Below are 26,954 nucleotides of genomic sequence, written 5' to 3' on the forward strand. Positions count from 1 at the left end.
CCTGTTTGTGGCCGCTTCGCTGATGCCGTTATCGACTCGCCAGCAGCTCGGCATGTTGTTCGGTGGTGAGCCCAAAGTGACCGGGATAGGCAAGCCAGACGGGCATGCCTTCCTTTGGCAGCCAGAGGTGGCGGCCCAGCTCGGTCCAGTTGGAGGGGAAGTGAAAATCCGATCCCACCGAGATATAGAGGTCGTGATCCTTGGCCCACTGGCCCAGATTGGCTCGCTCCTGCGGGCTCTGCTGGGGCAATGAGACCTCCATGGCATCACCACCGGCGGCCTTGAAAGCCACCAGCAGCCGCTTGATCCACTTGGCGGTGAGATCGTAACGGCTGGGGTGGGCCAGCACCGCCAGCCCACCGGCGGCATGAATGGCAGCGATGGCTTCGCTCATCTCGGGCCACTCGGCCGGGGCATACCCTTTATTGCCACGGCTCAGGTACTTTTTGAATACCTTCTGCATGTTGTCGGCTACCCCGCGTGCCACCAGCACCCGGGCAAAGTGGGCACGGGTCACGGCGGCGTCACCGGCGAGCGCCTTGGCCTCTTCATAGGTGCCGGGAATGAGGCACTTCTCCAGACGACGCCCGATTTCCAGCGCGCGCGCCTCGCGACGGGCCAGCTGACCGGCCAGAAAGTCGGTCAGCTGCGGATTTTTTTCATCCACCCCCAGCGCCACGATATGAATTTCGTGATGCTCCCAGCCGGTGGAGATCTCGACCCCGCTCACCAGTCGCAGCGGCAGTTGCTCGGCTTCGATAGTGCGACGCACCTCATCAAGCCCGGCGAGGGTGTCGTGGTCAGTAACTGCTAACACTTCGACCTGTTTTTCGGCGGCGCGGCGCACCAGTTCGGCTGGGCTCAGCACCCCGTCGGAGGCAGTGGTATGGCAGTGAAGATCGAATCTCATCAGGTTATTCCGCTCTCGTGGTCAGGTCACCATTCATGGCAAATCGGTGAAAGAAGACTAAAAAGCGACTTGACTTGGCCGCGGCTTTATCGTTTTCTGTAGGCACTTCATTGCAAACATCTTTTTACAGGACTTTATCATGCAAACGACTTCCATCCTGACCATCTGGTGGTGGCACACTCCCTGACATGCGGGCGTGTGGTCGTTGCTGTACCTGTAATCTGACAGCAAATTAAGAACCCAAAGAAAAAGCCCGCTGACCCCAGCGGGCTTTTTTATTATCCGGCAAATGGACCTGTGATGAAACCGAGAATTCAGACAAGCAAGCTGACCTGGCGATGGCGCCCCTGAACCAGCCACCCCGGACCAATAAAATTTCTAAGGAATTCAAAGTCATGAACATCGGTAAAACGCATCACACGCAAGGGAACGCACTATGACAGCCACACATCGCCTTCCTCTGGGTGAATTCGATACCCTCAAACTCAACGCCCCCTATGTGACCGATCCGCTGGCGCTCTATACCCGCCTCTGTCAGGGCCGCCCCAACAACCTGCTGCTGGAATCGGTGGAGATCGACTCCAAGGCAGGCAAACAGAGCCTGCTGCTGGTCGATGCTTGCCTGCGCATCGAGTGCCGTGGTCGCACCGTGCGGGTACGCAGCCTGAACGACAACGGCGCCCAGTTGCAGAGCCTGCTGGCCGAGCGGCTGCCTGCGGTGGTGGCCCGCTCGCTGGTAGATGGCGAGCTGCAGCTCGACTTCCCGGCCTCCGATCGGGAGCTGGACGAAGATTCCCGCCTCAAGGGGAGCAGCGTGCTGGACGTGCTGCGCACCCTGCAGCGGGAGCTTGATTGCCAGCTCGGCAAAGAAGCGCTCTTTATGGCGGGCAGCTTTGCCTACGACCTGATCGCCTCCTTTGAAGATCTGCCCGAAGTGCCGGAGGGGAGCAACGACTGCCCCGACTACTGCTTCTATGTGGCCGAAACCCTGATCACCATCGACCATATCGAGCGCACCACTCAACTGCTGGCATGCATCTTTGGCGGCGACAGCGACGAAAGCCAGGTTGAAGACAGATACACCCGCCTGACCGAGCGACTCACCGACTTCAAACAGATTTGCCAGCAACCCCTCTGCGCCGAGCTGACCACCCAGCCCCTGACCGGTGGCATGAGCGTGGACAAGAGCGACAAGCAGTTCTGCGCCGAGGTGGAGAAGCTCAAGGGCTTTATCCGCCGTGGCGACATCTTTCAGGTGGTGCCGTCCCGCTGCTTCTCCCTGCCCTGCCCAAGCCCCCTGGCCGCCTATCGCCGCCTCAAGCAGACCAATCCCAGCCCCTACATGTTCTACGTACAGGATGAGGGCTTCACCCTGTTTGGCGCCTCGCCGGAGAGCGCGGTGAAATTCTGCGCCGCCAGCCGCGATGTGGAGATGTACCCCATCGCCGGTACCCGCCGCCGCGGCTTCAACCCGGATGGCAGCATCAACCGGGATCTCGATGGCCGCATCGAGCTGGAACTGCGTCAGGACGAGAAAGAGGTGGCCGAGCACCTGATGCTGGTAGATCTGGGCCGCAACGACATCGCCCGCATCTCCGAGCCCGGCACCCGCTACGTCAAGGAGCTGCTGAAAGTGGATCGCTACAGCCACGTGATGCATCTGGTCTCCAAGGTGGTCGGCACCTTGCGTTCCGACCTTGACGCCCTGCACGCCTATCAGGCCTGCATGAACATGGGCACCCTCACCGGCGCCCCCAAGATCCGCGCCAGCGAGCTTATTCGCATGGTGGAAGGCAAGCGCCGCGGCAGCTACGGCGGCGCGGTCGGCTACATCAACGGTGCTGGCGAGATGGATACCTGCATCGTCATCCGCTCCGCCTTTGTCAAAGAGGGCGTGGCCCACGTGCAGGCCGGTGCCGGTGTGGTCTATGACTCCAAGCCGCAAGCCGAAGCGGACGAAACCCGCGCCAAGGCGGCCGCCGTGCTGGCCGCCATCGCTGCCAGCCATGGCACCTCCCTGCAAGCCCTGAGCGCCCAGCAGGAGCAACATAAGGACGTGAGCCATGACTAATATCTTCCTGCTCGACAACTTCGATTCATTTACCTACAACCTCGTCGATCAGTTCCGCTCCCTCGGTTATCCGGTGCGGATCTACCGCAACAGCCTGCCGGCCAGCCGCATCATGAGCGAAATTGCCGCCTGCAAAGGGGACGCCGTGCTGGTGCTCTCACCGGGCCCGGGTGCCCCCCATGAGGCGGGTTGCCTCATCGACCTCATCAAGCTGGCCCGCGGTCAGGTACCCATCCTCGGCATCTGTCTCGGCCATCAGGCCCTGTGCGAAGCCTACGGCGGCACCGTCGGCGCGGCGGGCGAGATCGTCCACGGCAAGCGCTCCCTGATTGAGCACAACGGCCACGGCGCCTTCGCGGGGCTGCAAAGCCCCTTGCCAGTGGCCCGCTACCACTCGCTGGTCGCTACCTATGTACCGGAAGAGCTGACGGTGATTGCCCACTATCAAGGCATGCCCATGGCCATCGAGCAGCAGGATGAGCGGGTACTGGGCTTCCAGTTCCACCCGGAATCCATCATGACCTCGGAAGGGGCCCGTCTGCTGACTCAGGCGCTCGCCCATATCACCCGCCCAGAAAGCAGCGTGCGTTAAGGTAAGGAGACCAACATGCATCAACATCTCAACACCCTCTATCAGGGTCAGTCTCTGAGCCGTGAAAGTACCCGCGACGCCTTCGGTCAGGTGGTACGTGGCGAAGTGGACCCCATCGTGCTCGCAAGCCTGCTGACTGCCCTCAAGATCAAGGGGGAGACCCCGGAGGAGATCGCCGGCGCCGCCGAGGCCCTCTTGGCAGAAGCGCGCGACTTCCCGCGTCCGGATTACGAGTTCTGCGACATCGTCGGCACCGGTGGCGATGGCCTCAACACCATCAACGTCTCCACCACCTCGGCGCTGGTCGCCGCCGCCTGCGGCCTGAAAGTGGCCAAGCACGGCAACCGCTCGGTCTCGAGCAAGTCGGGTTCGAGCGATCTGCTCGACAAGATGGGCATCAAGCTCGACATGAGCCCGGCGCAGGCGCGCCGCTGCCTGGATGAGCTCGGCATCTGCTTCCTGTTCGCCCCCCAGTACCACGCCGGCGTGCGCCACGCCATGCCGGTGCGTCAGGCCCTCAAGACCCGCACCCTGTTCAACGTGCTGGGGCCGCTCATCAACCCCGCTCGCCCCACCTATCAGCTGATGGGGGTCTATGCCCCCGAGCTGGTGCGCCCCATCGCAGAAACCCTGCTGGCACTGGGGCTGAAAACCGGTATGGTGGTTCACGGCGCCGGGCTGGATGAAATTGCCATCCACGGCCCGACCCAGGTGGCCCAGATCCGTGACGGCGAAATCCGCGAGTTTCTGCTCACCCCGGCTGACTTTGGCCTCGAGACCTATCCGGTCAGCGCCATTCAGGGTGGTGAGCCTGAAGAGAACCGCGCCATCACCGCCGCCATTCTGGAAGGGCGTGGCACCCCGGCCCACAACGCCGCCATCGCCGCCAACGTGGCACCGCTGCTGCTGATGGCGGGCAAGGCGACCGATCTCAAGAGCGCAGCGGTCGAGGTGCTGGCAGTGCTGGCGAGCGGCAAGGCTGCGGATCTGGCCGCTCAGCTGGCTACTTTGAGCCATCAGGAAGCGGGCAATCAGGAGGCATGATGTCAGCCACCACGTTGCACAACAGTCATTCAGAACGCCCGCAGGGCAAGAGCCAGTTTCGCAAGGATAACGAGATGTCAGACCTTATTGCCCCCCATGCTTTTCTGAACATGGCCTCCATCAGCCAGACCATCCTCGGCAAGATCGTGGCGGCCAAACAGGAGTGGGTTGCCGCCCGCAAGCTGGCCCAACCGCTGGATAGCTTCCAGAGCGCGCTGACCCCGAGCGATCGGGATTTCGTCGGGGCGCTCAAGGCGGGCTCCACCCGCTTTATTCTGGAGTGCAAGAAGGCCTCACCCTCCAAGGGCTTGATCCGCGATGACTTCAGCCCGGAGGCCATCGCCGACATCTATGGCAAATACGCCACCGCCATCTCGGTGCTGACCGACGAGAAGTTCTTTCAGGGGGATTTCGCCTTTTTGCCGCGGGTGCGCAGCCGCGTATCGCAGCCGGTGCTCTGCAAGGATTTCATGATTGACCCCTATCAGGTCTATCTGGCCCGCCACTATCAGGCGGACGCCATCCTGCTGATGCTCTCGGTGCTCACCGACGAGGGCTATCGTGCCCTGTTCGCGGTGGCCAAAGAGCTGGGCCTTGGCGTACTCACCGAGGTAAGCAATGAGGAGGAGCTGACCCGCGCCATCGCGCTGGGGGCGCCGGTGATTGGCATCAACAACCGGGATCTGCGCGACTTGAGCGTCGATCTCAACCGCACCAAACAGCTGGCCAAAGATATTCCGAGCGATCGGGTGGTGATCAGCGAGTCCGGCATCAATCACCGCGCCCAGGTAGCGGATCTGCGCCACTACGCCAAGGGCTTTCTGGTGGGCTCGTCATTGATGGCCGAGCCGGATCTGGAAGCCGCAGTGCGCAAGCTGGTACTGGGCCAAAACAAGGTGTGCGGCCTCACCCGCGCCGAGGATGCCGCCGCTGCCCATCAGGCGGGCGCGGTGTTTGGCGGTCTTATCTTTGTGGCGAAAAGCCCGCGTTATGTGGACATCCCCGCCGCCCGCGCCGTGATGGCGGGCGCACCGCTCTCCTACGTCGGGGTATTTCGCAACGCCCAGCCCGCCACCATTGCCAAGACGGTGGATGCGCTGGGGCTCGCCGCGGTGCAACTGCATGGGGATGAGGATGCTGCCTATATCGAGGAACTGCGGCCGCTGCTGCCCGCTGGCTGCCAGATCTGGAAAGCAATCGGAGTCACAAGCGGCGAGCCGCTGCCCGCCCTCGACTACCCGGCGGATCGGCTGCTGCTGGATACCAAAGTCGGCAGCCAGAGCGGCGGCACAGGTCAGGCGTTCGACTGGGCCCTGCTGGTCACGCTCGATAAAGCCAAGCTGATGCTGGCGGGCGGCCTTAATCCCGACAACGCCCTGCAGGCGGCGCAAGTGGGCTGCCTCGGACTTGATTTCAACTCCGGGGTGGAGAGTGCCCCGGGCCAGAAGGATGCGCACAAGATTGCAGCCGCCTTCGGCGCACTGCGCAACCTGTAACGCAACCCTTTTTGATATTTCGATTTAGCTAATACAAGGAAGAAGCCATGACCCTGCTCAACCCGTTTTTCGGTGAATTTGGCGGTATGTATGTACCCCAAATCCTTATCCCGGCCCTGCTCCAGCTGGAGAAAGCCTTTGTCGACGCCAAGGATGATCCGGCCTTTATCGCCGAGTTTCAGTCCCTGCTGACCGAGTATGCCGGTCGCCCGACTCCGCTCACCCTGACCCGCAATCTGACCAAGGGCACCAAGACCCGACTCTATCTGAAGCGTGAAGATCTGCTGCACGGCGGCGCCCACAAGACCAACCAGGTGCTGGGTCAGGCGCTGCTGGCCAAGCGGATGGGCAAGAACGAGATCATCGCCGAGACCGGCGCTGGTCAGCATGGCGTGGCCACTGCGCTGGCTTGCGCCCTGCTCGGCCTCAAGTGCCGGGTCTATATGGGTGCCAAGGATTGCGAGCGCCAAAAGCCCAACGTCTTTCGCATGAAGCTGATGGGCGCCACCGTCATTCCGGTGCACTCAGGCTCCAGCACCCTCAAAGATGCCTGCAACGAGGCGCTGCGCGACTGGGCAGCCAACTACGAGTCGGCCCACTACCTGCTCGGCACCGCCGCCGGCCCACACCCCTTCCCCACTATCGTGCGGGAGTTCCAGAAGATGATCGGCGAAGAGGCCAAGGCCCAGTGCTTCGAGAAGGAAGAGCGGCTGCCCGATGCGGTGATCGCCTGCGTCGGCGGCGGGTCGAACGCCATCGGCATGTTTGCCGACTTTATCGATGAGCCGTCGGTGCGCCTCATCGGCGTCGAGCCGGGTGGTCACGGTATCGAGAGTGGCGAGCACGGTGCGCCGCTCGGTCACGGCAGCAAGGGGGTCTTCTTTGGCATGCACTCCTACCTGATGCAGGACAATCAGGGCCAGATCCAGGAGTCCTACTCTGTCTCGGCGGGGCTGGATTTCCCCTCCGTCGGCCCGCAGCACGCCCACCTGGCCGCCATCGGCCGCGCCGAGTACCCCTCGGTGACCGACAAAGAGGCGCTGGACGCCTTCCAGGAGCTGGCCAAATCCGAAGGCATCATACCGGCGCTGGAGTCCTCCCACGCGCTGGCCCACGCCCTCAAGATGGCCCGCAGTGAACCGGAAAAAGAGCAGGTGCTCATCGTCAACCTCTCCGGCCGTGGCGACAAAGATATCTTCACCGTCGCTGACATTTTCGAGAAAGAAGGAACATTGTCATGAACCGTTACGCACAACTCTTCTCCCGTCTGGACGCGGCCAATCAGGGCGCCTTTGTGCCGTTCGTGATGCTGGGTGACCCCACCCCCGAATTGTCGCTAGCCATCGTCGATGCGCTGGTCGAAGGGGGCGCCGATGCCCTCGAACTCGGCATTCCCTTCTCCGATCCGGTAGCGGACGGCCCCACCATTCAGGGCGCCGCCCTGCGCGCGTTTGCCAGCCACACCACCCCGGACGACTGCTTCGAGCTGCTTGGCCGCATCCGCGCCAAGTACCCGCAGCTGCCCATTGGCCTCTTGGTCTACGCCAACCTGGTCTATGTGCGCAAAATTGACGGCTTCTACGAGAAGTGCCAGCAGGCGGGCGTGGACTCGGTGCTGGTCGCCGACGTGCCGGTGCAGATGTGCGCCCCCTACAAGGCGGCCGCCGACAAGTTCGGCATCGACAGCATCTTTATCGCCCCGCCCAATGGCGACGCCGAGACCCTGAAACAGGTGGCGGAGCTCGGCAATGGGTACACCTATCTGGTGAGCCGCGCCGGCGTCACCGGTGCCGAGACCAAGGCCGGCATGCCGGTGGAGGGGCTGATCAACACCCTGCGCGAGTTCAACGCCCCCCCCGCCCTGCTCGGCTTTGGCATCAGCGAGCCGGCTCAGGTGCGTGAAGCGATTACCGCTGGCGCCGCCGGTGCCATCTCCGGCTCCGCCGTGGTGAAGATCATCGAGACCCACCACCAAAACCCGGAACATATGCTCACCCGTCTGAAAGAGTTTGTGGAAGGGATGAAGGCGGCGACCCTGCGCTAAGCGTTCAGTCAAACGCCCACCCCCATGACAAGCAAGGGAGCCCAAGCGGGCTCCCTTTGTTATCCACCATCCCTGGTTGGTGCCACCCTTGTAGGTCTGATTAGCGAAGCGTAATCAGACGTTCGCGGAATTGATGCTGATGCTATGGCGCGGCTTCGCCACGCAGGACACGAGGGCGCCGCCCTCGACAGAGTTTCGCCCGCCCTTCGGGCTGGGGCGAGTGACTTTGGAAAGACCCGCTCTCTTTAGCAAATCACACCAAAAGTCTTCTCCTCCGCTTATTCGCCCGACTGACGTCGGGTACCTTCGGCTCACCCTCTTGTCAAACGGCACGCGCCGATGGGCCTTTGGCCTCCGCCATCCATGGCTTCGCCCAAAGCCCGCTTCGAACATCCGTGTTCTCGCGCCAAATCGGGTCGAGCGGTGCTCGCCCTTTCCCGATTTTGCCCATAGCCCAACGCAGCTCGCTCGGCGTCCTGCCTCGCGGCCTGGACAAGAGGACTCGCCTCAGCGAATAAGAGGGGGATCAAAACCGTGCCCGCCTGAGGCGACCGTGCAACAGTGAACAAGCCCCCGCTCCCCTTGGGAGAGGGCTGGGGTGAGGGGAAGCTACGGCAACCGAATTTGCTCAAATTGAATACTACTGATGACTAATTTATTGATCCAGCACTGATTCCCGCCAAAACACGCTTCTCAACGCGCCACCAGCCCCCTTAAGATACCCGAATGACAATCAACCTCTCGGAAGAACGCCATTACAGCGATTGTTGCTATCTCGCAGGTTAACAGCAGCAAACTGGGGGCTGTCACTCAGGGGCGGTAGCGTAGTTTTTACAGGTTGGCGCAGCCTATAGCGAAGTCCAACAGACGAGCATTATTGCGCCAAACAGAGCGAGATAAATAAGGATGTGATTGATCCACAAAAATTGATTTACCGATATATTTCTCGGTAAACGTTGGGCTTCACTTCGTCAGCACTACTCTAATATTTTTAGTCCAACATACGAGATATCATATTAAATAAAAGTTATGATTAACTTTATGATCACTAATAAAATATAAATATATGCCACACTTCTTCGGATAAAGTATATGAAAGTTGATATTGAACAAGTTAAAGTAGGGACTATGCTTCCTGGAGGCAAGCCCATCAACGACAATGGCAATATAAACGCAACATTTAAAGCTCATGTAAAAACGCATAAAGAAGTGATAGTTGCATATGTCAAATTAATTCCAGAAAGAGAAATTTACATTGAGTGTGTCTGTGCGATTATTGGCCGAGCACTTGGATTACCAATTCCTTTACCATTAATCGTCAAAGTAGACCATGATGCATTGAATAGCATTCCACTAGGAGAGTATAAATTAGCCTTTGGTTCTGAAGACTCCGCTTATCCTAGTTTAAAAAGGAGAGGGCTCAACGATGAGCTAATAGATAAACTTTCAGAGTTCAAAAAAACACTTAACATTGGTGTTTTTGACGAGTGGATAGCGAATCCAGATAGACATGGTGGAAATATATTATTTGACGGCTCTAGTGATTTCGTTTTTATAGACCATGGACTATCTATTCCAAAGGGATGTAAATCAAACCACATCTCTGAAAAAAACATAATAATAGATAGTTTTTACAAACCCAAAAGTGAGTTTGAAAAATATAAAATTAACCGAGATGCGCAGTCTAATATAACACCACAATACTCAAATATACCATTCACTCTAATCTCTGAAAAAACGTATGGCACATCATATTTAAGTGATGAGGACGTTGTCGCTGTGATAGATTTCCTTGAAGAAAGATCTTGTATGCTCAATACTCTTTTAGAACAAAGGTTATGTTTACAACAACAGGAACTGGCACTATGAGTGTTCTTAATAGTATATTTCCTGAACTCCCCACCTATAAAGGCGTATGGCATGCTATCTACTTGGAACCGATTGTAGGCTCTGGCGAGCGCGTAACTGTCGCCGTTGTAGCTATTGGTGCTTCGTCTGAATTCAACGTAATACAAGCGATCCGTAGCGAACTGCTTGATTGCCTATATGGTGCACAGTCAAAAAACATCAAGAATATGATTGATTGGCTTATATCCTCAGCCAAAAAACATATTATTGATAACGGCAATTTAATTGGTTGGAATGCACCATTCGAAGGTGTTATATGTGGAAATGCGGTCAGTGCATCAGATGATGATTTGAACGGAATTCTCAGGCAGGCAATAAGACTCTCAGCAAGTTTAAGCACTTTATCACTAGAGGCAGATAGAGATAATGAGGATGGCCAAGCGAGAAAATATTCATCTCGGTGGGCTACCGATATAGCTGAAGAGCTTAGAGTTATCAATCCTGACCTAACCGCCTTTCTTAAAAGGAAAATTAAGATTGGTGACAGTGGAATATATACTACTTTCGGATTCTCTAATGACATATACGCATCCAATTTTGCACTACTAGTTCCAACAAACATATCTTCATCACTCAATTTTGTGAAAGCAAAACTTCTTGATCTAGAGACATTTAAAAAATCTCAGATCCTTATAAAGCCACAAAAATTCGAGATAATTATTGGGCGCCCCTCTTTTACAGATCCAACGATTCCCAAAAAATCAATCGAGAATATAAAGAGCAACTTGGAGTTAGTACAAGAAGTCGCTGAGCAAGAGAACATTTCAGTTTTTAGCACTGATAGTGCAGTGAAAGCCGCTGAGCACATTCACAAGTCAGCCGCATGAAGAAGTTCAACCACCGAAACGATAGGGGCTCCTATTTCCCCCCATCTCCGTCTCGGCACTGACTACTACATGGAAAAAACAAAACAAAAAACAAGAATTTTGGCCACCCTCTGCTTTTCCTTGTTTCTGATCAGACCCGGATTTCGCGCCTTTGGCTATGACCAGCTTTATCACAATCCGAATGATACATACGGTATATCGGATTTAATTGAAGTGGCATTAGCCATCATTTACCTGACGATCTTGGGTCTCTGCATAATACATGCATTGCGTGTATTGCTCCGACACCGGGATCAGGGTGCCTTGGGAGCATCAGCCCTACTCGCTCTCTGTGCCATACAGTGGCACAGTTATGACTATCTTCATCACTTGGCCACCAGTCTCAGCATCCCCTAGGGCCCCTGCCCCACACCCGCCATCCCATCAATACCAGCATCACTACAACCCCCGGCAGCCAGACCCAGTAGAGCTCGGAGAGGATCGCCGCCTCGCCTCGGGCGGTGAGATAGGCCTCCAGCTTAAAGAGGGCGACCCGGATCACCTGCCAGGGGGCGAAGAAACGTTCGTCACGCCACGGCCAGAGCCAGCCAACCCCCTTGCCGCCGGTAGTGAGGGAATCGAGCAAGCTGTGGGAGAGTAGCGAGATCAGCAGAAACGACCAGACAGTGGTGGCGCTTGCCCTAAGTTGACGGTGACACAGCATGGCCAGCGTGGGCAGGGCAAAGGCGAACAGCAGTGAGTGGGTAAAGCCACGGTGGCCAAAGACATGGCCGTAGGCGACCCCCAGTTTGAAGGCGAGCACATCGGCATCGGGCAGCATGGCGATGGCAATCCCTGCCAGCAGCAGGCGCGGCGGGATAATCCGGCTGCCAAGCCCCAGTCCAAGGCAGAGAGGTACGGCAGCGTGGGTGACGATGGTGGGCATAGAGTGAAGCTCCAACTGAAAACGTGAGCCTACCCTACCCCCGCTCGGTGAAGTGAAGGTGAAGTGCGCCCTCTTATGTTGCTGGTTTCCCCCTCGAATCCTTATCCATCAGCCAGAAGAGGCGTCACACAGGAAGATGTGAGACGGCGGTTGCACGCGCTCCGAAGCAGGGGCCGAAATCCTGTGGTTTGTCCCTCTGTATTGGCTCGTTCGCTGTGTGTCGAACGCAGGCCCAATCAGCCTTGGCACGTTAACTTGAAATGTTCATTTAACAGCGGCTGACATACAGAACGGGATCGTGATAAGTAGTCTCTTCGGTTCACATCACAGGGATAGTGGCAACGATGAATGTACCAAAAAGCGTCGTGCGGATTGCGAGCGTTATCAGCCTTTGGTTAATGACAGGATGCATGGCAGAGGCCGCCTCTGCGCAGCTGCAGCAAGAGCCGTACGCGCTGATCTATAACGGGCCGGTTTCTGATGGGGATAGCACCAGAGCGATTGCAGATGTGGTCAAGCAGGTGGGCTTGCCAGTGAGGTATCTCTCCAATATCGGGGAGCTGCCCGCAGAGCTAGATAATGCCAGGGTGTTTATCGTTGGCGGCACTGAGGACGATGTGGAGCCGCTCCTCAAGGCGTTTACCCCGCAAGCGCGTTCGGCGTTAAAAACCTATTTGCTAAGCGGTGGCCACTACCTCGGGATCTGTGGGGGTGCCTTTGTGGCATCCACCGGCTGGTCTGAGGACGAAGGCTTTGTGCCGGCGCTGGGCCTTGTTCCTGCGACATCCGATGATTATGACGGCGACTTTAGCGCCAGGATCTTCCCGATCACCTGGTTTGGTGAAGAGCGCCAGATGTATTACCAGGCCGGCCCGCAATTTACGCCGGTGCCAAGCCCCGAGCAGGTCAAGGTTATCGCCCATTTTCAAAACCATCATATTGCCGCGTTGATCAGCTCATATGGCAAAGGCAAGGTGGCGGTTTCCGGGCCACACCCCGAAGCCCCCGAATCATGGAAAGCGAACGCAGTGGACGGCGACAAGATGGAGTCGAATATTCATCTAGCCGTTGGACTCGTCAACGAGTTGCTCTCCGAAGAGCCCGTCACCCATTCGAATTAGTCGCATCCCTACGCCCCTGGATTTGCTCCCATTGATCGGCCCGGAAGTCAGGCCATCCAATCGACCGCAATCCATAAAAAAACCACCTACCTGCAAAAGGTCGGTGGTTTTTTTATCGGTGGCAGATCACGGGTAGCCGATACAAAGCGTTCGCTACCTCAACTTTCGCCCGGGAACGAGCACTACTCTTCCTGCTCCTCCGGTTGTCTCTCCCCACCCCGCAACTGTTGCAGCTCATCGACTCGGGCTTGCCACTTCTCTTGGGCTTTTTTGCGCTCCTGAAGCTGGAACTCTTCGCGCATGGTGTCGATGTTAAGGTCAAGTGTTTCCATCAGAGTGTCTCCTTTGTATGACCGCTTAAAGACTGGCTGACGGCGCATTGGCCAACCTGCTCCCCTATTCAGACACCACTCATCCCCCAAACGCCCAACTAAATAATCGATTGAATATGCAACATTCAATCTAAAAAACTATTCATTCTGCACGGTGACACGCTGTAGCAGCGGCTGCCGCCCCGTTACGCGAAACGCAACGAGGCCCACGTCCCCCGCCAAAAAGGTGATAAAGGCATACGCAGTAACCCGGTTTGGCGTAGTCCCATGCTGGAGCAGATCTCATCGCCGAACCGGATTATCTGGCACTGCGCCGAAATGGCGTTAAGCAGTGCTACTACCATTTTCAAAGGCAGGCAGCGCAGTTGCCCAACCGGCGAAACCAATAAAAAGACCCCCTATTGCCCAGCGGTAAGAGGGGGTCTTTTGTTTGAGCCGCCGGCTAGCCGGCTATTACCTCACGCTATCAGGCCAGCGAGACAAAGATCCCGGCCAGGGTGGCACTCATCAGGTTGGCGAGGGTCGCCGCCAGTACCGCCTTGAAGCCCATATTGGCCACATCGTGGCGGCGCTCCGGTGCCATGGTGCCGATGGAGCCGAGCTGCACTGCAATAGAGCCCAGATTGGCGAAACCACAGAGGGCGAAAGTGATGATGATCTGGGTGTGGGCGCTCAGATCTGCCTTGATATTGGCAAAGTCCAGATAGGCAACGAACTCGTTCATGATCACCTTCTGACCAATCAGGGAGCCTGCCGCCATCATCTCGCTGGTGGGCACGCCAATCAGCCAGGCCACCGGAGCAAACAGATAGCCCAGCAGCTGCTGCAGGGAGAGATCGGCCCAGCCGAACCACTCGCCTACGGCGGTGAGGCCAGCGTTGATCATGGTGATGACGCTGACAAAGGCGAGCAGGATGGTACCGATGGCCACGGCGATCTTCATGCCGCCCATGGCGCCGCCCGCCAGCGCGTCGATGGCGTTGCTGTAGTCGCTCTTGTCGAGGGTGATCTCGGTCTGATCGCTCACCTGCTGTTGCTCCGGCACCAGCAGTTTGGCCATCAGCAGGCCACCGGGCGCCGCCATAAAGGAGGCGGCGATGAGGTATTTAAGATCCACCCCCAGACCGGCGTAACCGCCCAGCACCGAGCCCGCCACCGAGGCCATGCCGCAGGTCATCACCGCAAAGAGTTCAGAGCGGGTCATGCCGGCAAGGAAGGGGCGAATAAGCAGCGGCGACTCCCCTTGCGACAGGAAGATATTGCCGGTGGCCACCAGTGACTCGGCGCGGCTGGTGCCGAGCAGGCGATGGATGGCGCCGCCCAATACCCGGATCACCCACTGCATGATGCCGAAGTGGTAGAGCACAGCAATCAGCGCGCTGATAAAGATCACCAGCGGCAGCACCCGCACGGCGAAGATAAAGCCGTTGCTGGCGAGATCGCCAAACACAAAGCGAATGCCGCTGTCGGCAAAGCCGAGCAGGGCGGAGACGCCATTGCTCATGGCACCGAGCATGATTTGTCCGGGGGGGAAATAGAGCACCAGGGCAGCAAAACCGGTTTGCAGGGCGAGCGCACCCAGCACGGTTCGCCAGCGGATGGCTCGGCGGTTTTCACTCGCCAGCCAGGCGATAAACATCAGGGCCAGCATACCGACCAGACTCAATAACAGTGTCATCTTGCACCTATGAAGAGAGGAGTTTCATATGGCAAGTCTGCAGACAGGCGTCGCGGGAGATCCGGCGGGAGAGGTGCCGACCCACGCGACACGCAGACCACAAACCTACAGGTTAGTGGCGGGTCCCATCCTGGGGTCATTCACGTTCCGGGTGACAGCATGTATCGGGTGACGCCAGCGCCGTCGCAGGGGGAGATGCGGCCGGGTGGCAGGTCGGGCGGCGATGGTACAGTGATCATCGTCACATAAAAAGCGGTAAAACGATTGGCCGCAGTAACTTTTTCAACTTGTTCACACAACGAAACAGGGCCAGCGTGAAGCTGGCCCTGTTTCAATCCGTACCTGAGCGTTCAGATGATTACTTGAGGCGCTTGCCGCTCGCATCCACCACCTGCTCGCCATCCTCCTTGGCGAAGGCCCCTTTTTGCTGATCGGGCAGAATATCGAGCACCACCTCGGATGGGCGGCACAGTTTGGTGCCGAGGGGCGTGACCACGATAGGCCGGTTGATGAGGATAGGGTGGGCCAGCATGGCATCGATCAGTTCATCATCGCTGAAACGATCTTCCGCCAGTCCGAGCGCCTCGTAAGGAGGCACGTTCTTGCGCAGCAGGTCGCGCACTGGCATGCCCATGGCGGCGATCAGCGCCACCAGCTGGTCACGGGAGGGGGGCGTCTCCAGATAGTGGATGACTGTGGGCTCCACACCGCTGTTACGGATCAGCTCCAGGGTGTTGCGGGAGGTACCACATTCCGGGTTGTGATAGATGGTGATTGCACTCATTTGCGTGTCTCTCATGAATCAAGTGAATAGAAAATGGATTGCATCAGTTAGCGGCTCAGCCCCGCTTCGTACCAGGGTTTGCTGGCGTTGACGATGCGCACCACCAGCAGCATGACCGGCACCTCGATCAGTACCCCGACCACGGTTGCGAGCGCCGCGCCGGAGTGAAAGCCGAACAGGCTGATGGCGGCGGCCACCGCCAGCTCGAAGAAGTTGGAGGCACCGATCAGAGCGGAAGGACAGGCGACCGAGTGCTTCTCCCCCACCTTGCGGTTGAGCCAGTAAGCCAAGCCAGAGTTGAACAGCACCTGGATCAAGATCGGCACCGCCAACAGGGCGATAACCAGCGGCTGCTCAATGATGGCGTTGCCCTGAAAGGCGAACAGCAGCACCAGAGTGAGCAGCAGGGCGGCCACCGACCAGGGCTGGATGCGGGTCATGACGCCGTCAAAATGGTCCTCTCCCTTTTTCAGCAAAGCCTTGCGCAGCAGCTGGGCGATGATGACCGGGATAACGATATAGAGCACCACAGAGGTGAGCAGGGTATCCCACGGTACCACGATGCTGGAGACCCCGAGCAGCAACGCCACCAGCGGCGCGAAGGCAAACACCATGATGAGGTCGTTCACCGCCACCTGCGACAGAGTGAAGTAGGGATCGCCGTTGGTGAGGCGACTCCAGACAAACACCATGGCGGTGCAGGGGGCCGCCGCCAGCAGGATCAGCCCCGCTACGTAACTGTCGAGCTGATCCGCTGGCAGCCAGTCGGCAAACAGCACGCGGATAAAGAGCCAGCCGAGAAAGGCCATAGAGAAGGGTTTGACCAGCCAGTTGATAAAGAGGGTGACTCCAATCCCCTTGAGATGCCCCTTCACCTGATGCAGGGCGCCAAAATCGATCTTGAGCAGCATGGGGATGATCATCACCCAGATCAGCAGCCCCACCGGCAGGTTGACCTTGGCCACCTCCATGGCACCGATCGCTTTGAAGAGATCCGGCAAACCTTGCCCGAGGCCAATCCCCACCAGAATGCAGAGGGCGACCCAGGCGGTCAGATAACGTTCAAAAAAGCCGATGGCAGGCACGGCCTTGGCATCACATGTTGCAGACATCACAGCTCCCGATGCGGCGCAATTTCGCATCTTCTATTGGTTCAAAACACGGGTTTATAACAAGTAACGGCATATTCAAGCCGCCCGGCAGCAGACCGGGGCGGCGACTCAATGGTACTGGCAGAGGCGGCGCAGGGCATCGGGCCCCACCGGCTCCTCGGCGAGCAGTGGCACCACGGCGTAGCGGCTGGCGTGTTGCTGCTCGACTGCCTCGATATGGGGTAACTGGCGCTCGGCCCGCAGTTGCAGCAGCGGTGAGCTGACCGCGGCTTGCTGCAAGCTGTGGTTGATGAGCCAGCCCCAGGGCTCGATGCCAGCCCGGCGCAGATCGGCCTGCAGATTGGTCGCCTCCTGCACTGGCGTCGGCTCGGGCAACGTCACAATCAACACCTTGGTCTGTTTGGGATCCTGCAACTGCATCATGGGGGTGGTGAAGTGCAGCCCCTTGTTTCCCATCTGGCGAGCGATCTCCCTGTGGTAGGCGCCGGTGGCGTCAAGCAGCAGCAGGGTGTGGCCAGTGGGGGCAGTATCCATCACCACGAAGCGCTTGCCCGCCTCGCGAATAATGCGCGAGAAGGCCTGAAACACGGCGATCTCCTCGGTACAGGGGGAGCGCAAGTCCTCCTCCAGCAGTGCCCGCCCCTGCTCGTCCAGGGCTGCTCCCTTGGTGGCCAGCACCTGGGCACGGTAACGTTCGGTCTCGGCATGGGGGTCGATGCGGCTCACCTCCAGATGGGGCAGACTAGCTGCCAGCGTCTCGCTCAGGTGCGCGGCGGGATCCGAGGTGGTGAGGTGCACCGGCAAACCGCGGCTCGCCAGCTCCACCGCCACGGCGGCAGCCAGGGTGGTTTTGCCTACCCCGCCCTTGCCCATCAGCATGATAAGGCCGTGACCATCGGCGGCCAGCTCGTCCAGCAGCGAACTCAACTCGGGCTGGGCTTGTTTGACAGTGGACGGTACTGTCGGGGATTGAGCGGCTGCTCCCTCTGATTGCAGCAACAGCCGCAAACTATCGATCCCTACCAGATTGGTGGCCAGCAGCGGGATATGATCCTGCGCCAGCCCCTTTATCCCTTGCGGCATCTGAGCGAGAGCCTGTTGCTCGCGCTGCCAGAGCGCCATTGCCAGCGGATCTCCTGCAATGGCGCCTTCGGGGAAGAGGCCATTGATCACCAGTTGCTGGTTCAGCAAGCCGATGGCAGCCAGCTCCTCGTGGGTGCGAGCCACTTCCCGCAGAGTGGATTGCTGGGCGCGCGCCACCAGTACCAGCCGGGTGCGGGCAGCATCAGCCAGGGCGGCGACCGCGTCGCTATACTGGCTGCGCTGCTTCTCCAGCCCCGCCAGCGGGCCAAGGCAGGAGGCATCCCCCTTGCCCTGCTCCAGAAATTCGCTCCAGGCGCCCGGCAGTTGCAGCAGCCGAATGGTGTGGCCGGTTGGGGCCGTATCAAAGACGATATGGTCATACTCGGCCAGCAGTGTTTGGTCGGTCAGCAGGGCGGTGAATTCGTCAAAGGCGGCGATCTCGGTGGTACAGGCGCCAGAGAGCTGCTCCTCGATGCTGCGTACCACGCTCTCGGGCAACTTGCCGCGCACCGGCCCGACGATCCGCTCCCGATAGGCTTTGGCCGCCGCCGGGGGATCTATCTCCAGCGCCGACAAACCGGGCACAGCGGCGATGGTGGTGACGCGATTACCGATCTCGGTGGCAAACACCTGCCCCACGTTGGAGGCAGGATCTGTGCTGACCAGCAGCACCCGCTTGCCAATATCACACAGCGCCACCGCACTGGCGCAGGCTAGCGAGGTCTTGCCTACTCCGCCCTTGCCGGTGAAGAAGAGAAACGGCGGTGGATTGGTCAGAAAATGGTACATAGCCTCTCCCGAATGGTGCGTCACGACTCAGCAGCAACCGCTGCCGGAGCAGCAGCCGCCCTTGACGATCCCCTTGATGGCAGCTTGTGGCGCAGGCAGCCCGGCATAACGGGCCAGCTCGCTGCGGCTCGGGTAACGGCCGGTCAACACCACCTGTCCCTCCACCAGCACCAGCGGCAACCCCTCCTCCCCGGCGTGGGTCAGAAAAGCGCTGACGGCAGGTGTCTCGGCAAATTGCATCGGCTGCTGGGCCAGATTGAAACGCTCGATGGCCACTCCCTGCTCTTTGGCCCAGGCAAGGTCGGCTGCGAAGGTGACCAGAGCCTGATCAACCTCGGTACCGCAGACACCGCTGGAGCAGCAGAGAGCGGGATCAAAAATCTGAATGGAGGACATGGCATTACTCCTTGTTGCAGCAGGGCTGCGCAGGCAGAACATGGGGGGAGCAGGCTGACTCGGCACGCATCACGCCGCACGCCTCGGGATGACCGGCGCAGCACTCCTCGGTAAGGTAGGCGATCACATCCAGCATCAGGGGAATATTGGCGCGGTAGCGCAGAAAACGCCCCTCCTGTTCCACCGACAGCAGACCGGTATTGAGCATCGCCTTGAGGTGAAACGAGAGGGTATTGGGGGCAATATCGAGCTCGCTGGCCAGTTCACCCGCGACCCGCCCCTCCAGCCCGGCCTTCACCAGCAGCCGCCATACATCGAGCCGGATGCCGGATGCCAGCGATTCAAAGACCTTGGTGGCCATCTCTTTGTTCATCTTCACTCCCCTTGGTGCGACCTTTTCATTTCAACTATACAAGAATTATTGAAATGATCAAGATACGTACCGAAGCGAAGATACGAGGTTCTGGCATCAAAGCGGGCCGACTGGAGAATCGACGAGTGAACAACAATCGCGGATGACCACACAGGGTTCATCGCAGATAAACAGACGCCCTCCAGAGGGAGGGCGTGTATCAGACAGTCAGAGCTGTCGGGGCAATCAGACGAACGCGTGCCTTACTTGGCAGCTGGCACAGCGTTGAAGGTGAGCAGGGCCGCCTTGTTGGCATCGCTCAGAGTCAGCTGGTTGCCGTTGATGGAGTAAGTTGCCACCTTCTCCAGCTTTTGCAGGAACTCGGTCTCTTTGTTCATGGCGTCGCCGATGCACATCATGCGAGTGGAGCCCATGGCACCCAGCGTCAAGACACCGTCACCCTGCTTGGTGATACCGCCAAAAAAGCGGTTGCAGCCGCCCTTGCCCGCCACCTTGCCGTCAACCACTTGCAGGGTGAAGGTATCGCCGGTGGCGCCTTGCAGCTGCCAGCTGGATGCTTGCAGTTGAGCCATGCTGGAACCTGTTGCCATTGCGCAGCCTCCCAGTGCCAGCGCGGCCAGCAGAGTCAGTTTCTTGTTCATGGATTCACCTCTTAATGATTAGAGCCATCAATACGGCAGCCTGTTTAACATGGCTGGCGCCCATGCCAAAGGATTTTATTGTGATCTCCCTTCACTTTACTACCAGCTGGCATGTGCCATGCTTAGGCTCAGTTCCGGACCCAGGGAGGGGAAACGAATGGTCAAATCACTCATCATCACACTGCTTGCAACCTGCGCCAGCATGGCTGTTCAGGCCGCCGACTGGGCAGTGGTTCAGCCGCAATCCAACCCGTCTCTCTATGTCAAAAGTTACTCGGGTGTGTTGCTCAATGGCCATAGCCATCACAGCGACAGTTTTGATCTCTGGCTGGTCAATAGCGGCTATCAATATCCGGTGGTGGATGATGTGACCCTCTTTATGGAAGCGGGCCCGGCGGTGGCGGATCAGAATCGCACATCCGGTTTCAATATGAGTTCGGGGGTACGCTACCAGCTCTCTCCGGCATTCAATATCGGCAGCCAGATCAAGCATCTCGATCTCAACAAGGCCAGCACCCTGCTGGAGCTCAACTCCAGCCTGCTGCTGACCCCCAGACTCTCCCTCACAGCCAACTACGGCGTCAGCGCCATCACTGCCGATCAGGCGCTGAGTCTGGGGGTCGGCTTCAATTTCTGATGATCACAACAGCGGCGTGGCGCTCACCACCACGCCGTTGCGATCCGCATAGACATAATCCCCTTCGTGGATGGTCACACCGGCAAAGCTGACCACAGCCCCAAGCTCTCCCAATCCTCGCTTCTCGGTCTTGACCGGACAGGCCGCCAGCGCCTTGACCCCGAGCGCCAATGTCGCCAGGGTGCCCACATCCCGCGCCGCGCCGTGGATCAGGATCCCCTCCCACCCCTGCTCCACCGCCTTGACCGCCAGTTGATCGCCGAGCAGCGCACGGCGCAGCGAGCCGCCGCCGTCGATCACCATCACCTTGCCGTGACCGGGGCGGCTCACCAGATCCCGCACCAGACTGTTGTCTTCATAACAGGAGAGCGTTACGGCGCGACCATAAAAGAGGGCCTTGCCGCCAAAATCCTGAAACACCGGGTCGGCCACTTGCAGCAAGTCGCCATGTTGATCGCAGAGGTCGGGCAGGAGATCCAGCATGATTTGATTCCTTTCAGATGCATGAAGGTGTTCATTCTTTCATCAGGCAAGGTTTCTGGCAATCCAGAAGGATTCAATATTGCCCAGACAAGCTGCTGATTTATCCGTCAATACTGGTGTCAGCCAGAGCTGGCCATCCTCCACCCAGTAGATAGCGTTCTGGCCAAAACGGGCAGCCAGCTGACAGGCTTGTGGCAGGGATAGCGCCACCGCCAGCGATGACTCCTGCCAGCGTTCGTCCGGGTCAGATCCCCAAAACGGCCCCACCACGGGCACCTGCAAATCCACGGTCAGATGGCGCCACAGCGCCCGTTCCCGCCGCATATTGCGTCGTTGTGTGACCCACTGGCTGGCCGGATTCCAGGCTGTGATGATGGCAAAGGCAGACCAGTCTGGTGGCTCAAATGGCGCGATAAAGCAGATTTTCTTGTAGTTTTCCCACAAATTCATGTCAATCACATGTTACATTCCATTACATTTTGTAGGGGCGAAAACCCGGTTCAGGCCAAGTATGATGCTGCTGTACCAGGGTTTGACCTATATCAAATCAGAGTTAAAAAGTTGCTATCTGACGGCAAAGAGTGTTGTTATGCTCCTGTTAACTGATAAAATGCGGCCACTTTCGTAATGGACGACCTTTCCAGGCTCTGCTCGACCAGACTTGTCGGGAACCTATAAGTGGCACAGGGATACTTGCCGGTACTGATGCCTAATTCGCGATATTCCGACCTGACTCTCATACCCAGGATGACGTAATAAATTTTCAGGATCAGTCAGGAAATCGGTTTGAAACGCCAAAGAGTGTTAAATTTAAGATAATTAACTGATAAGAATCTGGGAATACTCATGCAAACACCACACATTCTGATCGTCGAAGACGAGCTGGTCACACGCAATACCCTGAAAAGCATTTTTGAAGCCGAAGGCTACATCGTGCTCGAAGCCAACAACGGCGACGAAATGCATCAGGCCCTCACTTCCCACACCATCAATCTGGTGATCATGGACATCAACCTGCCGGGCAAGAACGGCCTGCTGCTGGCCCGTGAGCTGCGTGAGAACGACAACATCGCCCTGATGTTCCTGACCGGCCGTGACAACGAAGTGGACAAGATCCTGGGTCTGGAGATCGGCGCCGATGATTACATCACCAAGCCGTTCAACCCGCGCGAGCTGACCATCCGAGCCCGCAACCTGCTGAGCCGCACCATGAACGTGGCTGCCGGTGGCGAAGAGAAGAAGCTGGTTGAGCGCTACCTGTTCAACGGCTGGGCGCTGGATATCAACAGCCGCGCACTGGTCAGCCCGACTGGCGACATGTTCAAGCTGCCGCGCTCCGAGTTCCGCGCCATGCTGCACTTCTGCGAAAACCCGGGCCAGATCCAGACCCGTGCCGAGCTGCTGAAGAAGATGACAGGCCGCGAGCTCAAGCCCCACGACCGTACCGTCGATGTGACCATCCGTCGCATTCGCAAACACTTCGAAAGCGTCAACGATACTCCGGAGATCATCGCCACCATCCACGGTGAAGGCTACCGTTTCTGTGGTGAGCTGGAGCAGGAATAAGCTCCCGCGACGCTGTTGATCTGAAAAGGCGCCTTGGGCGCCTTTTCTGTCTCTGCGGTTTGCCTTAAAAGCTGAGAAACGGTGAGCGTGACGTCGAACGGCGCACAGGATAGATGAAAAACGAAAAGCCCACTCGCAGGAGTGGGCTTTTCGCTTTGAAGCTGGAGCGGGCAGCGGGAATCGAACCCGCATCATCAGCTTGGAAGGCTGAGGTAATAGCCATTATACGATGCCCGCCTGGCATCTGAAATTTGGAGCGGGTGATGGGAATCGAACCCACGTATGCAGCTTGGGAAGCTACCGTTCTACCATTGAACTACACCCGCGTCAGGGCTCCTACTATATGCATTTTGCCGCCGAGCGCAATGGCGCCTTTGCCACTTTTTTCAATAAATCAATCTGTTCGGACAAGGATTGAACAGACGGTTGCTTTTTCAATCAAACATTTTCAACACAGATAATTTACAAGGTTGCCAAGGCCAAACGGCAAGGATAGTCTTGCGCCACTCGACGCGAGGATGGTGGTAATGGATAAAAAAACGCAAAAACGTCTCTATGGCTGGTTGCGCAAGCAATCGAGTCACGGTCGCCGCTGGATCACGATATCCATCGCTTTTGGCCTTGGCCAGGGCATTCTGATGGTGGCGCAAGCCTGGCTGCTGGCGACCCTGTTGCACGGCTTTATCATCGAAGACTCAACGCCTGAGCAATCCATCACGCTCTTTATTACCCTGCTGCTGGTGACGCTTGGCAAAGCGGCGCTGGCCTATGGCCGCGAAGTGGCCAGTTTCAAGGCGGGCAGCGCGGTGCGCCAGACCATCCGCCAACTGGTGCTCACACGCTTGAGTCGTCTCGGCCCTGCCTATATCCAGCGCCGCCCGGCCGGTAGCTGGGCCAGCCTGTTGCTGGAACAGATTGAAAACATGCAGGATTTCTTCTCCCGCTATCTGCCGCAGATGGCCATCGCCGTCTTTATTCCGGTTGTCATTCTGGTGGCCGTGTTCCCGGTCAACTGGGCGGCGGGTCTGATCCTGCTGGGCACTGCGCCCCTCATCCCCATCTTTATGATCCTGGTAGGTGTGGGCGCCGCCGATGCCAACCGCCGCAATTTTCAGGCGCTGGCTCGTCTCTCCGGTCACTTCCTCGATCGGCTGAAGGGGCTGCGCACGCTGCAACTCTTTATGCGTACCCAGGCGGAAGGTGAAGCCATTCGCGACGCCTCGGAAGATTTTCGCGAGCGCACCATGGAAGTGCTGCGCCTGGCGTTTTTGAGCACCGCCGTGCTGGAGTTCTTCGCCGCTATTTCAGTGGCGCTGGTCGCCGTCTACTTCGGCTTCTCTTATATCGACCATCTGAACTTTGGTAGCTATGGGGTCAAAGTCACCCTCTTTACCGGCCTGTTCGTGCTGTTTCTCGCCCCCGAGTTCTACGCCCCGCTGCGGGAACTGGGTGCCCACTACCACGCCAAGGCGCAGGCCATCGGCGCTGCCGAGCAGCTGCTTGAATTCCTCGAAGCCGAGGTGAGCGAACCGGCCGCAGGCACGGCGCCGTTCCATGCCGACAGCCCGGTCAAGGTAGAAGCCAAAGCCCTTGAAGTGCTGAGCGCCGAAGGCAAGGTGCTGGTCGGCCCTATCGATTTCACCCTGGAAGCCGGTTCGCGCACCGCCCTCATCGGCGTCAGCGGCGCAGGCAAGAGCTCGCTGGTCAATGCCCTGCTCGGCTTTGCCCCCTATCGTGGTGAGCTCAAGGTCAACGGGCAGGAGCTTGCCACCCTCGACATGAGCCAGTGGCGCCTGCAACTGGGCTGGCTCTCGCAAAACCCGCAGCTGTTCCACGCCTCCTTGCGCGACAACCTGCTGCTGGCCAAACCAACGGCCAGCGATGCCGAGCTGGAAGATGCCCTGAAACGGGCGCAGGCGTGGGAATTTGCCATGGAGAAGGGGCTCGACTATCCGGTCGGCGATCAGGCCGGCGGCCTCTCGGTCGGTCAGGCCCAGCGTCTCGCCCTGGCGCGCACCCTGCTCAAATCGACCCAGCTGATGGTGCTCGATGAGCCGACCGCCAGTCTGGATCGCCACTCCGAACGCGCCATCATGACCACCCTCGAGCAGGCGATGGCTGGCCAGACCCTGCTGATGATCACCCACCGCCTCGACCAGCTCACCAAGATGGACAAGATAATGGTGCTGGCCCGCGGCCAGCTGGTGGAGCAAGGCAGCTTCCAGCAACTTAGTTCTGGGCAGGGGCTTTTTGCCCGCCTGCTCTCCCAACGTTCCGGAGGTTCTCTCGATGAGTGATCTGTTGCCGTTTCTGCGCCTCTATCGCCAACACTGGCTCAGCCTCACCATTGGTTTGCTGCTGGCGCTGGTGACCCTGGCCGCCGGCATGGGGCTGCTCTCCCTCTCCGGCTGGTTCCTCTCCGCCGCCGCCGTGGCGGGGATGACAGTTGCGACGACCCATGCCTTTAACTACATGACACCCGCCGGCGGGGTGCGCTTCTTCTCCATCGTCCGCACAGCCGGTCGCTGGGGTGAGCGGGTAGTGAGCCACGACGCCACCTTCAGGGTACTGACCCGACTGCGGGTCTGGTTCTGGCAAAAACTCTCGCCGCTCTCCACCGGTACCCTGGCCGGTTTTCGTCAGGCGGATCTGCTCAACCGGCTGGTGGCCGACATCGATGCGATGGACCACGTCTATCTGCGGCTGATCACCCCCATAGGCGCGGCCCTGCTCAGCACCGCCGGACTGGTCTTCTTCCTGTCGTTTTTCGACAGCCGCCTCGCCCTCACCCTGGGGGCCATTCTGCTGTTTGGCATGATTGCCCTGCCGCTGGTGTTCTACTTCCTCGGCCGTCGCCCCGGTCAGGCGCTGATTGCCGAAAAATCGACCCTGCGCACCCGGATGGTGGACTATCTGGATGGTCAGGCCGAGCTGCAGATGTTTGCCGCCGCCCCCAAGGCGCTGGTTGAGCTGCAACAGGCCGAACAGGCGCTGCTCAACGCCCAGGCCCGGATGGCCAAGGTGAGCGGGCTGGCCAACTTCTCGGTACAACTGCTGAGCGGCTGGACCCTGACCTTGATGCTCTGGCTGGCCGGTCATGGGGTGGCGGGCGCTGCGCCCGACCCCATCACAGCACTGATGGTCTTTGCCACCCTGGCAAGCTTCGAGGCACTGATGCCGCTGGCGGGGGCTTTCCAGCACCTCTCCACCAGCCTCACCTCGGCACGCCGTTTGAACGAGATCCTGCAAGAAGCAAAAGCCCCTGTGTGGGGCGACGAACAGACCCATGCCACCGCTGGCGCCCTGCAGATCAATGACCTCTATTTTGGCTACCCCGGCAACCCTCAGCCGGTGCTGCGCGGCTGCACCCTGCAACTGCACGCCGGTGAGAAGCTGGCGCTGCTGGGCCAGACCGGCTGCGGCAAATCGACCCTGATGGGGCTGCTGACCCGTGAGTGGAGCCCGCAGGCTGGCAAGATCCTGCTGGGTGGCAAGCCGCTCACCGATTACAGCGAAGGGGCGCTGCGCGCCTCCATCTCAGTGGTGAGCCAGCGGGTGCATCTGTTTGCCGATACCTTGCGGGGCAACCTCAAACTGGCCGCCCCGACCGCCACTGACGAGCAGCTGATTGCGGTACTGACTCAGGTCGGACTGGCCAATCTGCTGGAAGATGAGGCGGGCCTCGACGCCTGGCTCGGTGACGGCGGCCGCCCCCTCTCCGGTGGCGAGCGTCGCCGTATCGGCATCGCCCGCGCCCTGCTGCACGATGCGCCGCTCTGGCTGCTGGACGAACCGACCGAAGGGCTCGATAGCCAGACCGAGCGGGAGATCATGGATCTGCTGTTCAAGCTTGGGGCAGATCGCACCTTGCTGCTCATCTCCCACCGCTTGCTGGGGATGGAGCAGATGGACCGGATTGCCCTGATGGAAGAGGGGCAGATCCGCCTCTGCGCCCCTCACAACGAGCTGCTGGCGGATGATTACTACCGCAGCCTCTATCAGCGGCTGGCTCCGGTTTGATATCAGGCTGATGGGGGTCACACCCTGACAACCGGGCGCAAAACGGGGCTGGTCGCCGCAGGCGGCTGGCCCCTATAATGTCCCACTCATTATTCAACAAGATGCCGACATGGAGCGCCTGC

At 58.8% G+C, this 26,954-nt stretch carries 25 protein-coding genes and 2 tRNA genes; 13 read left to right on the forward strand and 14 right to left on the reverse strand.

The window, feature by feature from the left end; translation table 11 throughout:
• Nucleotides 1-28: 28 nt before the first annotated feature.
• Complete coding sequence (gene rnm, locus G5315_RS08465; protein WP_019445650.1) at nucleotides 29-910, reverse strand: RNase RNM; 882 nt, start codon at nucleotides 908-910, stop codon at nucleotides 29-31.
• A gap of 436 nt (nucleotides 911-1,346) precedes the next feature.
• On the opposite strand from rnm, the gene G5315_RS08470 reads away from it, so the two are divergent.
• From G5315_RS08470 to G5315_RS08505, 8 genes are all read left to right on the forward strand, one after another.
• Nucleotides 1,347-2,981 (forward strand): anthranilate synthase component 1, encoded by a 1,635-nt coding sequence (locus G5315_RS08470; protein ID WP_421332887.1) that lies wholly within the window; start codon nucleotides 1,347-1,349, stop codon nucleotides 2,979-2,981.
• Complete coding sequence (locus tag G5315_RS08475; RefSeq protein ID WP_421291800.1) at nucleotides 2,974-3,573, forward strand: aminodeoxychorismate/anthranilate synthase component II; 600 nt, start codon at nucleotides 2,974-2,976, stop codon at nucleotides 3,571-3,573. Before G5315_RS08470 ends, G5315_RS08475 begins: the two co-directional genes overlap by 8 nt.
• A 15-nt stretch (nucleotides 3,574-3,588) precedes the next feature.
• The gene (trpD, locus tag G5315_RS08480) at nucleotides 3,589-4,617 is read left to right on the forward strand and encodes an anthranilate phosphoribosyltransferase (protein WP_421332888.1); all 1,029 of its coding nucleotides are present in this window, start codon (nucleotides 3,589-3,591) and stop codon (nucleotides 4,615-4,617) included.
• Entirely contained in the window at nucleotides 4,617-6,113 is a 1,497-nt protein-coding gene (trpCF, locus tag G5315_RS08485) for a bifunctional indole-3-glycerol-phosphate synthase TrpC/phosphoribosylanthranilate isomerase TrpF (RefSeq protein WP_421332889.1), read from the forward strand. The genes trpD and trpCF overlap by 1 nt, the downstream gene beginning before the upstream one ends.
• Before the next feature lie 47 nt (nucleotides 6,114-6,160).
• Nucleotides 6,161-7,354, forward strand: a complete 1,194-nt coding sequence (gene trpB / locus G5315_RS08490) for a tryptophan synthase subunit beta (RefSeq protein ID WP_005338139.1) — start codon at nucleotides 6,161-6,163, stop codon at nucleotides 7,352-7,354.
• Complete coding sequence (trpA, locus tag G5315_RS08495; RefSeq protein ID WP_421332890.1) at nucleotides 7,351-8,157, forward strand: tryptophan synthase subunit alpha; 807 nt, start codon at nucleotides 7,351-7,353, stop codon at nucleotides 8,155-8,157. Before trpB ends, trpA begins: the two co-directional genes overlap by 4 nt.
• Nucleotides 8,158-9,249: 1,092 nt before the next feature.
• A complete protein-coding gene (locus G5315_RS08500) occupies nucleotides 9,250-10,026 on the forward strand; it encodes a HipA family kinase (RefSeq protein WP_421318038.1) in 777 nt (258 codons plus the stop codon).
• Complete coding sequence (locus tag G5315_RS08505; RefSeq protein ID WP_421332891.1) at nucleotides 10,023-10,892, forward strand: hypothetical protein; 870 nt, start codon at nucleotides 10,023-10,025, stop codon at nucleotides 10,890-10,892. Before G5315_RS08500 ends, G5315_RS08505 begins: the two co-directional genes overlap by 4 nt.
• A gap of 382 nt (nucleotides 10,893-11,274) precedes the next feature.
• On the opposite strand, the gene G5315_RS08510 is transcribed toward G5315_RS08505, so the two are convergent.
• Nucleotides 11,275-11,817 carry a metal-dependent hydrolase gene (locus G5315_RS08510; RefSeq protein ID WP_421332892.1) on the reverse strand — a complete coding sequence of 181 codons (543 nt, stop codon included), beginning with the start codon at nucleotides 11,815-11,817 and terminating at the stop codon, nucleotides 11,275-11,277.
• A 344-nt stretch (nucleotides 11,818-12,161) separates the two neighbouring features.
• Between G5315_RS08510 and G5315_RS08515 the strand changes: the two genes are divergently transcribed.
• Nucleotides 12,162-12,938 (forward strand): BPL-N domain-containing protein, encoded by a 777-nt coding sequence (locus G5315_RS08515; protein WP_323912796.1) that lies wholly within the window; start codon nucleotides 12,162-12,164, stop codon nucleotides 12,936-12,938.
• 182 nt (nucleotides 12,939-13,120) lie between these two features.
• On the opposite strand, the gene G5315_RS08520 is transcribed toward G5315_RS08515, so the two are convergent.
• From G5315_RS08520 to G5315_RS08555, 8 genes are all read right to left on the reverse strand, one after another.
• Nucleotides 13,121-13,270: a hypothetical protein gene (locus G5315_RS08520; protein WP_005347375.1), complete on the reverse strand. Its 150-nt coding sequence runs from the start codon at nucleotides 13,268-13,270 to the stop codon at nucleotides 13,121-13,123.
• Between the two features lie 466 nt (nucleotides 13,271-13,736).
• Nucleotides 13,737-14,948, reverse strand: coding sequence for a NupC/NupG family nucleoside CNT transporter (locus tag G5315_RS08525; protein WP_421332893.1), 1,212 nt, complete (start codon nucleotides 14,946-14,948; stop codon nucleotides 13,737-13,739).
• A gap of 358 nt (nucleotides 14,949-15,306) precedes the next feature.
• A complete protein-coding gene (gene arsC, locus G5315_RS08530; protein ID WP_042054966.1) occupies nucleotides 15,307-15,732 on the reverse strand; it encodes a glutaredoxin-dependent arsenate reductase in 426 nt (141 codons plus the stop codon).
• A gap of 47 nt (nucleotides 15,733-15,779) precedes the next feature.
• Nucleotides 15,780-16,844, reverse strand: coding sequence for an ACR3 family arsenite efflux transporter (gene arsB, locus G5315_RS08535; protein ID WP_323912798.1), 1,065 nt, complete (start codon nucleotides 16,842-16,844; stop codon nucleotides 15,780-15,782).
• Nucleotides 16,845-16,952: 108 nt separating this feature from the next.
• Complete coding sequence (gene arsA, locus G5315_RS08540) at nucleotides 16,953-18,716, reverse strand: arsenical pump-driving ATPase (protein WP_421205392.1); 1,764 nt, start codon at nucleotides 18,714-18,716, stop codon at nucleotides 16,953-16,955.
• A gap of 27 nt (nucleotides 18,717-18,743) precedes the next feature.
• Nucleotides 18,744-19,112: an arsenite efflux transporter metallochaperone ArsD gene (gene arsD / locus G5315_RS08545; protein ID WP_005347398.1), complete on the reverse strand. Its 369-nt coding sequence runs from the start codon at nucleotides 19,110-19,112 to the stop codon at nucleotides 18,744-18,746.
• Nucleotides 19,113-19,116: 4 nt separating this feature from the next.
• Nucleotides 19,117-19,485, reverse strand: a complete 369-nt coding sequence (locus G5315_RS08550; RefSeq protein WP_005338181.1) for an ArsR/SmtB family transcription factor — start codon at nucleotides 19,483-19,485, stop codon at nucleotides 19,117-19,119.
• A 242-nt stretch (nucleotides 19,486-19,727) separates the two neighbouring features.
• The gene (locus G5315_RS08555; protein ID WP_216958634.1) at nucleotides 19,728-20,126 is read right to left on the reverse strand and encodes an META domain-containing protein; all 399 of its coding nucleotides are present in this window, start codon (nucleotides 20,124-20,126) and stop codon (nucleotides 19,728-19,730) included.
• Between the two features lie 157 nt (nucleotides 20,127-20,283).
• On the opposite strand from G5315_RS08555, the gene G5315_RS08560 reads away from it, so the two are divergent.
• Complete coding sequence (locus tag G5315_RS08560; RefSeq protein WP_005350173.1) at nucleotides 20,284-20,763, forward strand: hypothetical protein; 480 nt, start codon at nucleotides 20,284-20,286, stop codon at nucleotides 20,761-20,763.
• A 3-nt stretch (nucleotides 20,764-20,766) separates the two neighbouring features.
• On the opposite strand, the gene G5315_RS08565 is transcribed toward G5315_RS08560, so the two are convergent.
• Entirely contained in the window at nucleotides 20,767-21,246 is a 480-nt protein-coding gene (locus G5315_RS08565; protein WP_337072855.1) for a putative 4-hydroxy-4-methyl-2-oxoglutarate aldolase, read from the reverse strand.
• Between the two features lie 42 nt (nucleotides 21,247-21,288).
• Nucleotides 21,289-21,696, reverse strand: a complete 408-nt coding sequence (locus tag G5315_RS08570; RefSeq protein WP_337072856.1) for a DUF3293 domain-containing protein — start codon at nucleotides 21,694-21,696, stop codon at nucleotides 21,289-21,291.
• Nucleotides 21,697-22,092: 396 nt separating this feature from the next.
• On the opposite strand from G5315_RS08570, the gene arcA reads away from it, so the two are divergent.
• Nucleotides 22,093-22,812 (forward strand): two-component system response regulator ArcA, encoded by a 720-nt coding sequence (arcA, locus tag G5315_RS08575; protein WP_005338193.1) that lies wholly within the window; start codon nucleotides 22,093-22,095, stop codon nucleotides 22,810-22,812.
• 162 nt (nucleotides 22,813-22,974) lie between these two features.
• On the opposite strand, the gene G5315_RS08580 is transcribed toward arcA, so the two are convergent.
• Together G5315_RS08580 and G5315_RS08585 are read right to left on the reverse strand one after the other, a co-directional pair.
• Nucleotides 22,975-23,049, reverse strand: a tRNA-Gly gene (locus G5315_RS08580).
• 15 nt (nucleotides 23,050-23,064) lie between these two features.
• Nucleotides 23,065-23,138, reverse strand: a tRNA-Gly gene (locus G5315_RS08585).
• A gap of 201 nt (nucleotides 23,139-23,339) precedes the next feature.
• Here G5315_RS08585 and cydD point away from each other — a divergent pair.
• Nucleotides 23,340-25,109, forward strand: coding sequence for a heme ABC transporter permease/ATP-binding protein CydD (gene cydD / locus G5315_RS08590; protein WP_266134215.1), 1,770 nt, complete (start codon nucleotides 23,340-23,342; stop codon nucleotides 25,107-25,109).
• Nucleotides 25,102-26,832, forward strand: coding sequence for a heme ABC transporter ATP-binding protein/permease CydC (gene cydC / locus G5315_RS08595; protein ID WP_216953186.1), 1,731 nt, complete (start codon nucleotides 25,102-25,104; stop codon nucleotides 26,830-26,832). The genes cydD and cydC overlap by 8 nt, the downstream gene beginning before the upstream one ends.
• Nucleotides 26,833-26,954: the final 122 nt, after the last annotated feature.

It is taken from the genome of Aeromonas sp. 603607 (assembly GCF_049171595.1).
GTDB classification, from domain to species: domain Bacteria; phylum Pseudomonadota; class Gammaproteobacteria; order Enterobacterales; family Aeromonadaceae; genus Aeromonas; species Aeromonas veronii.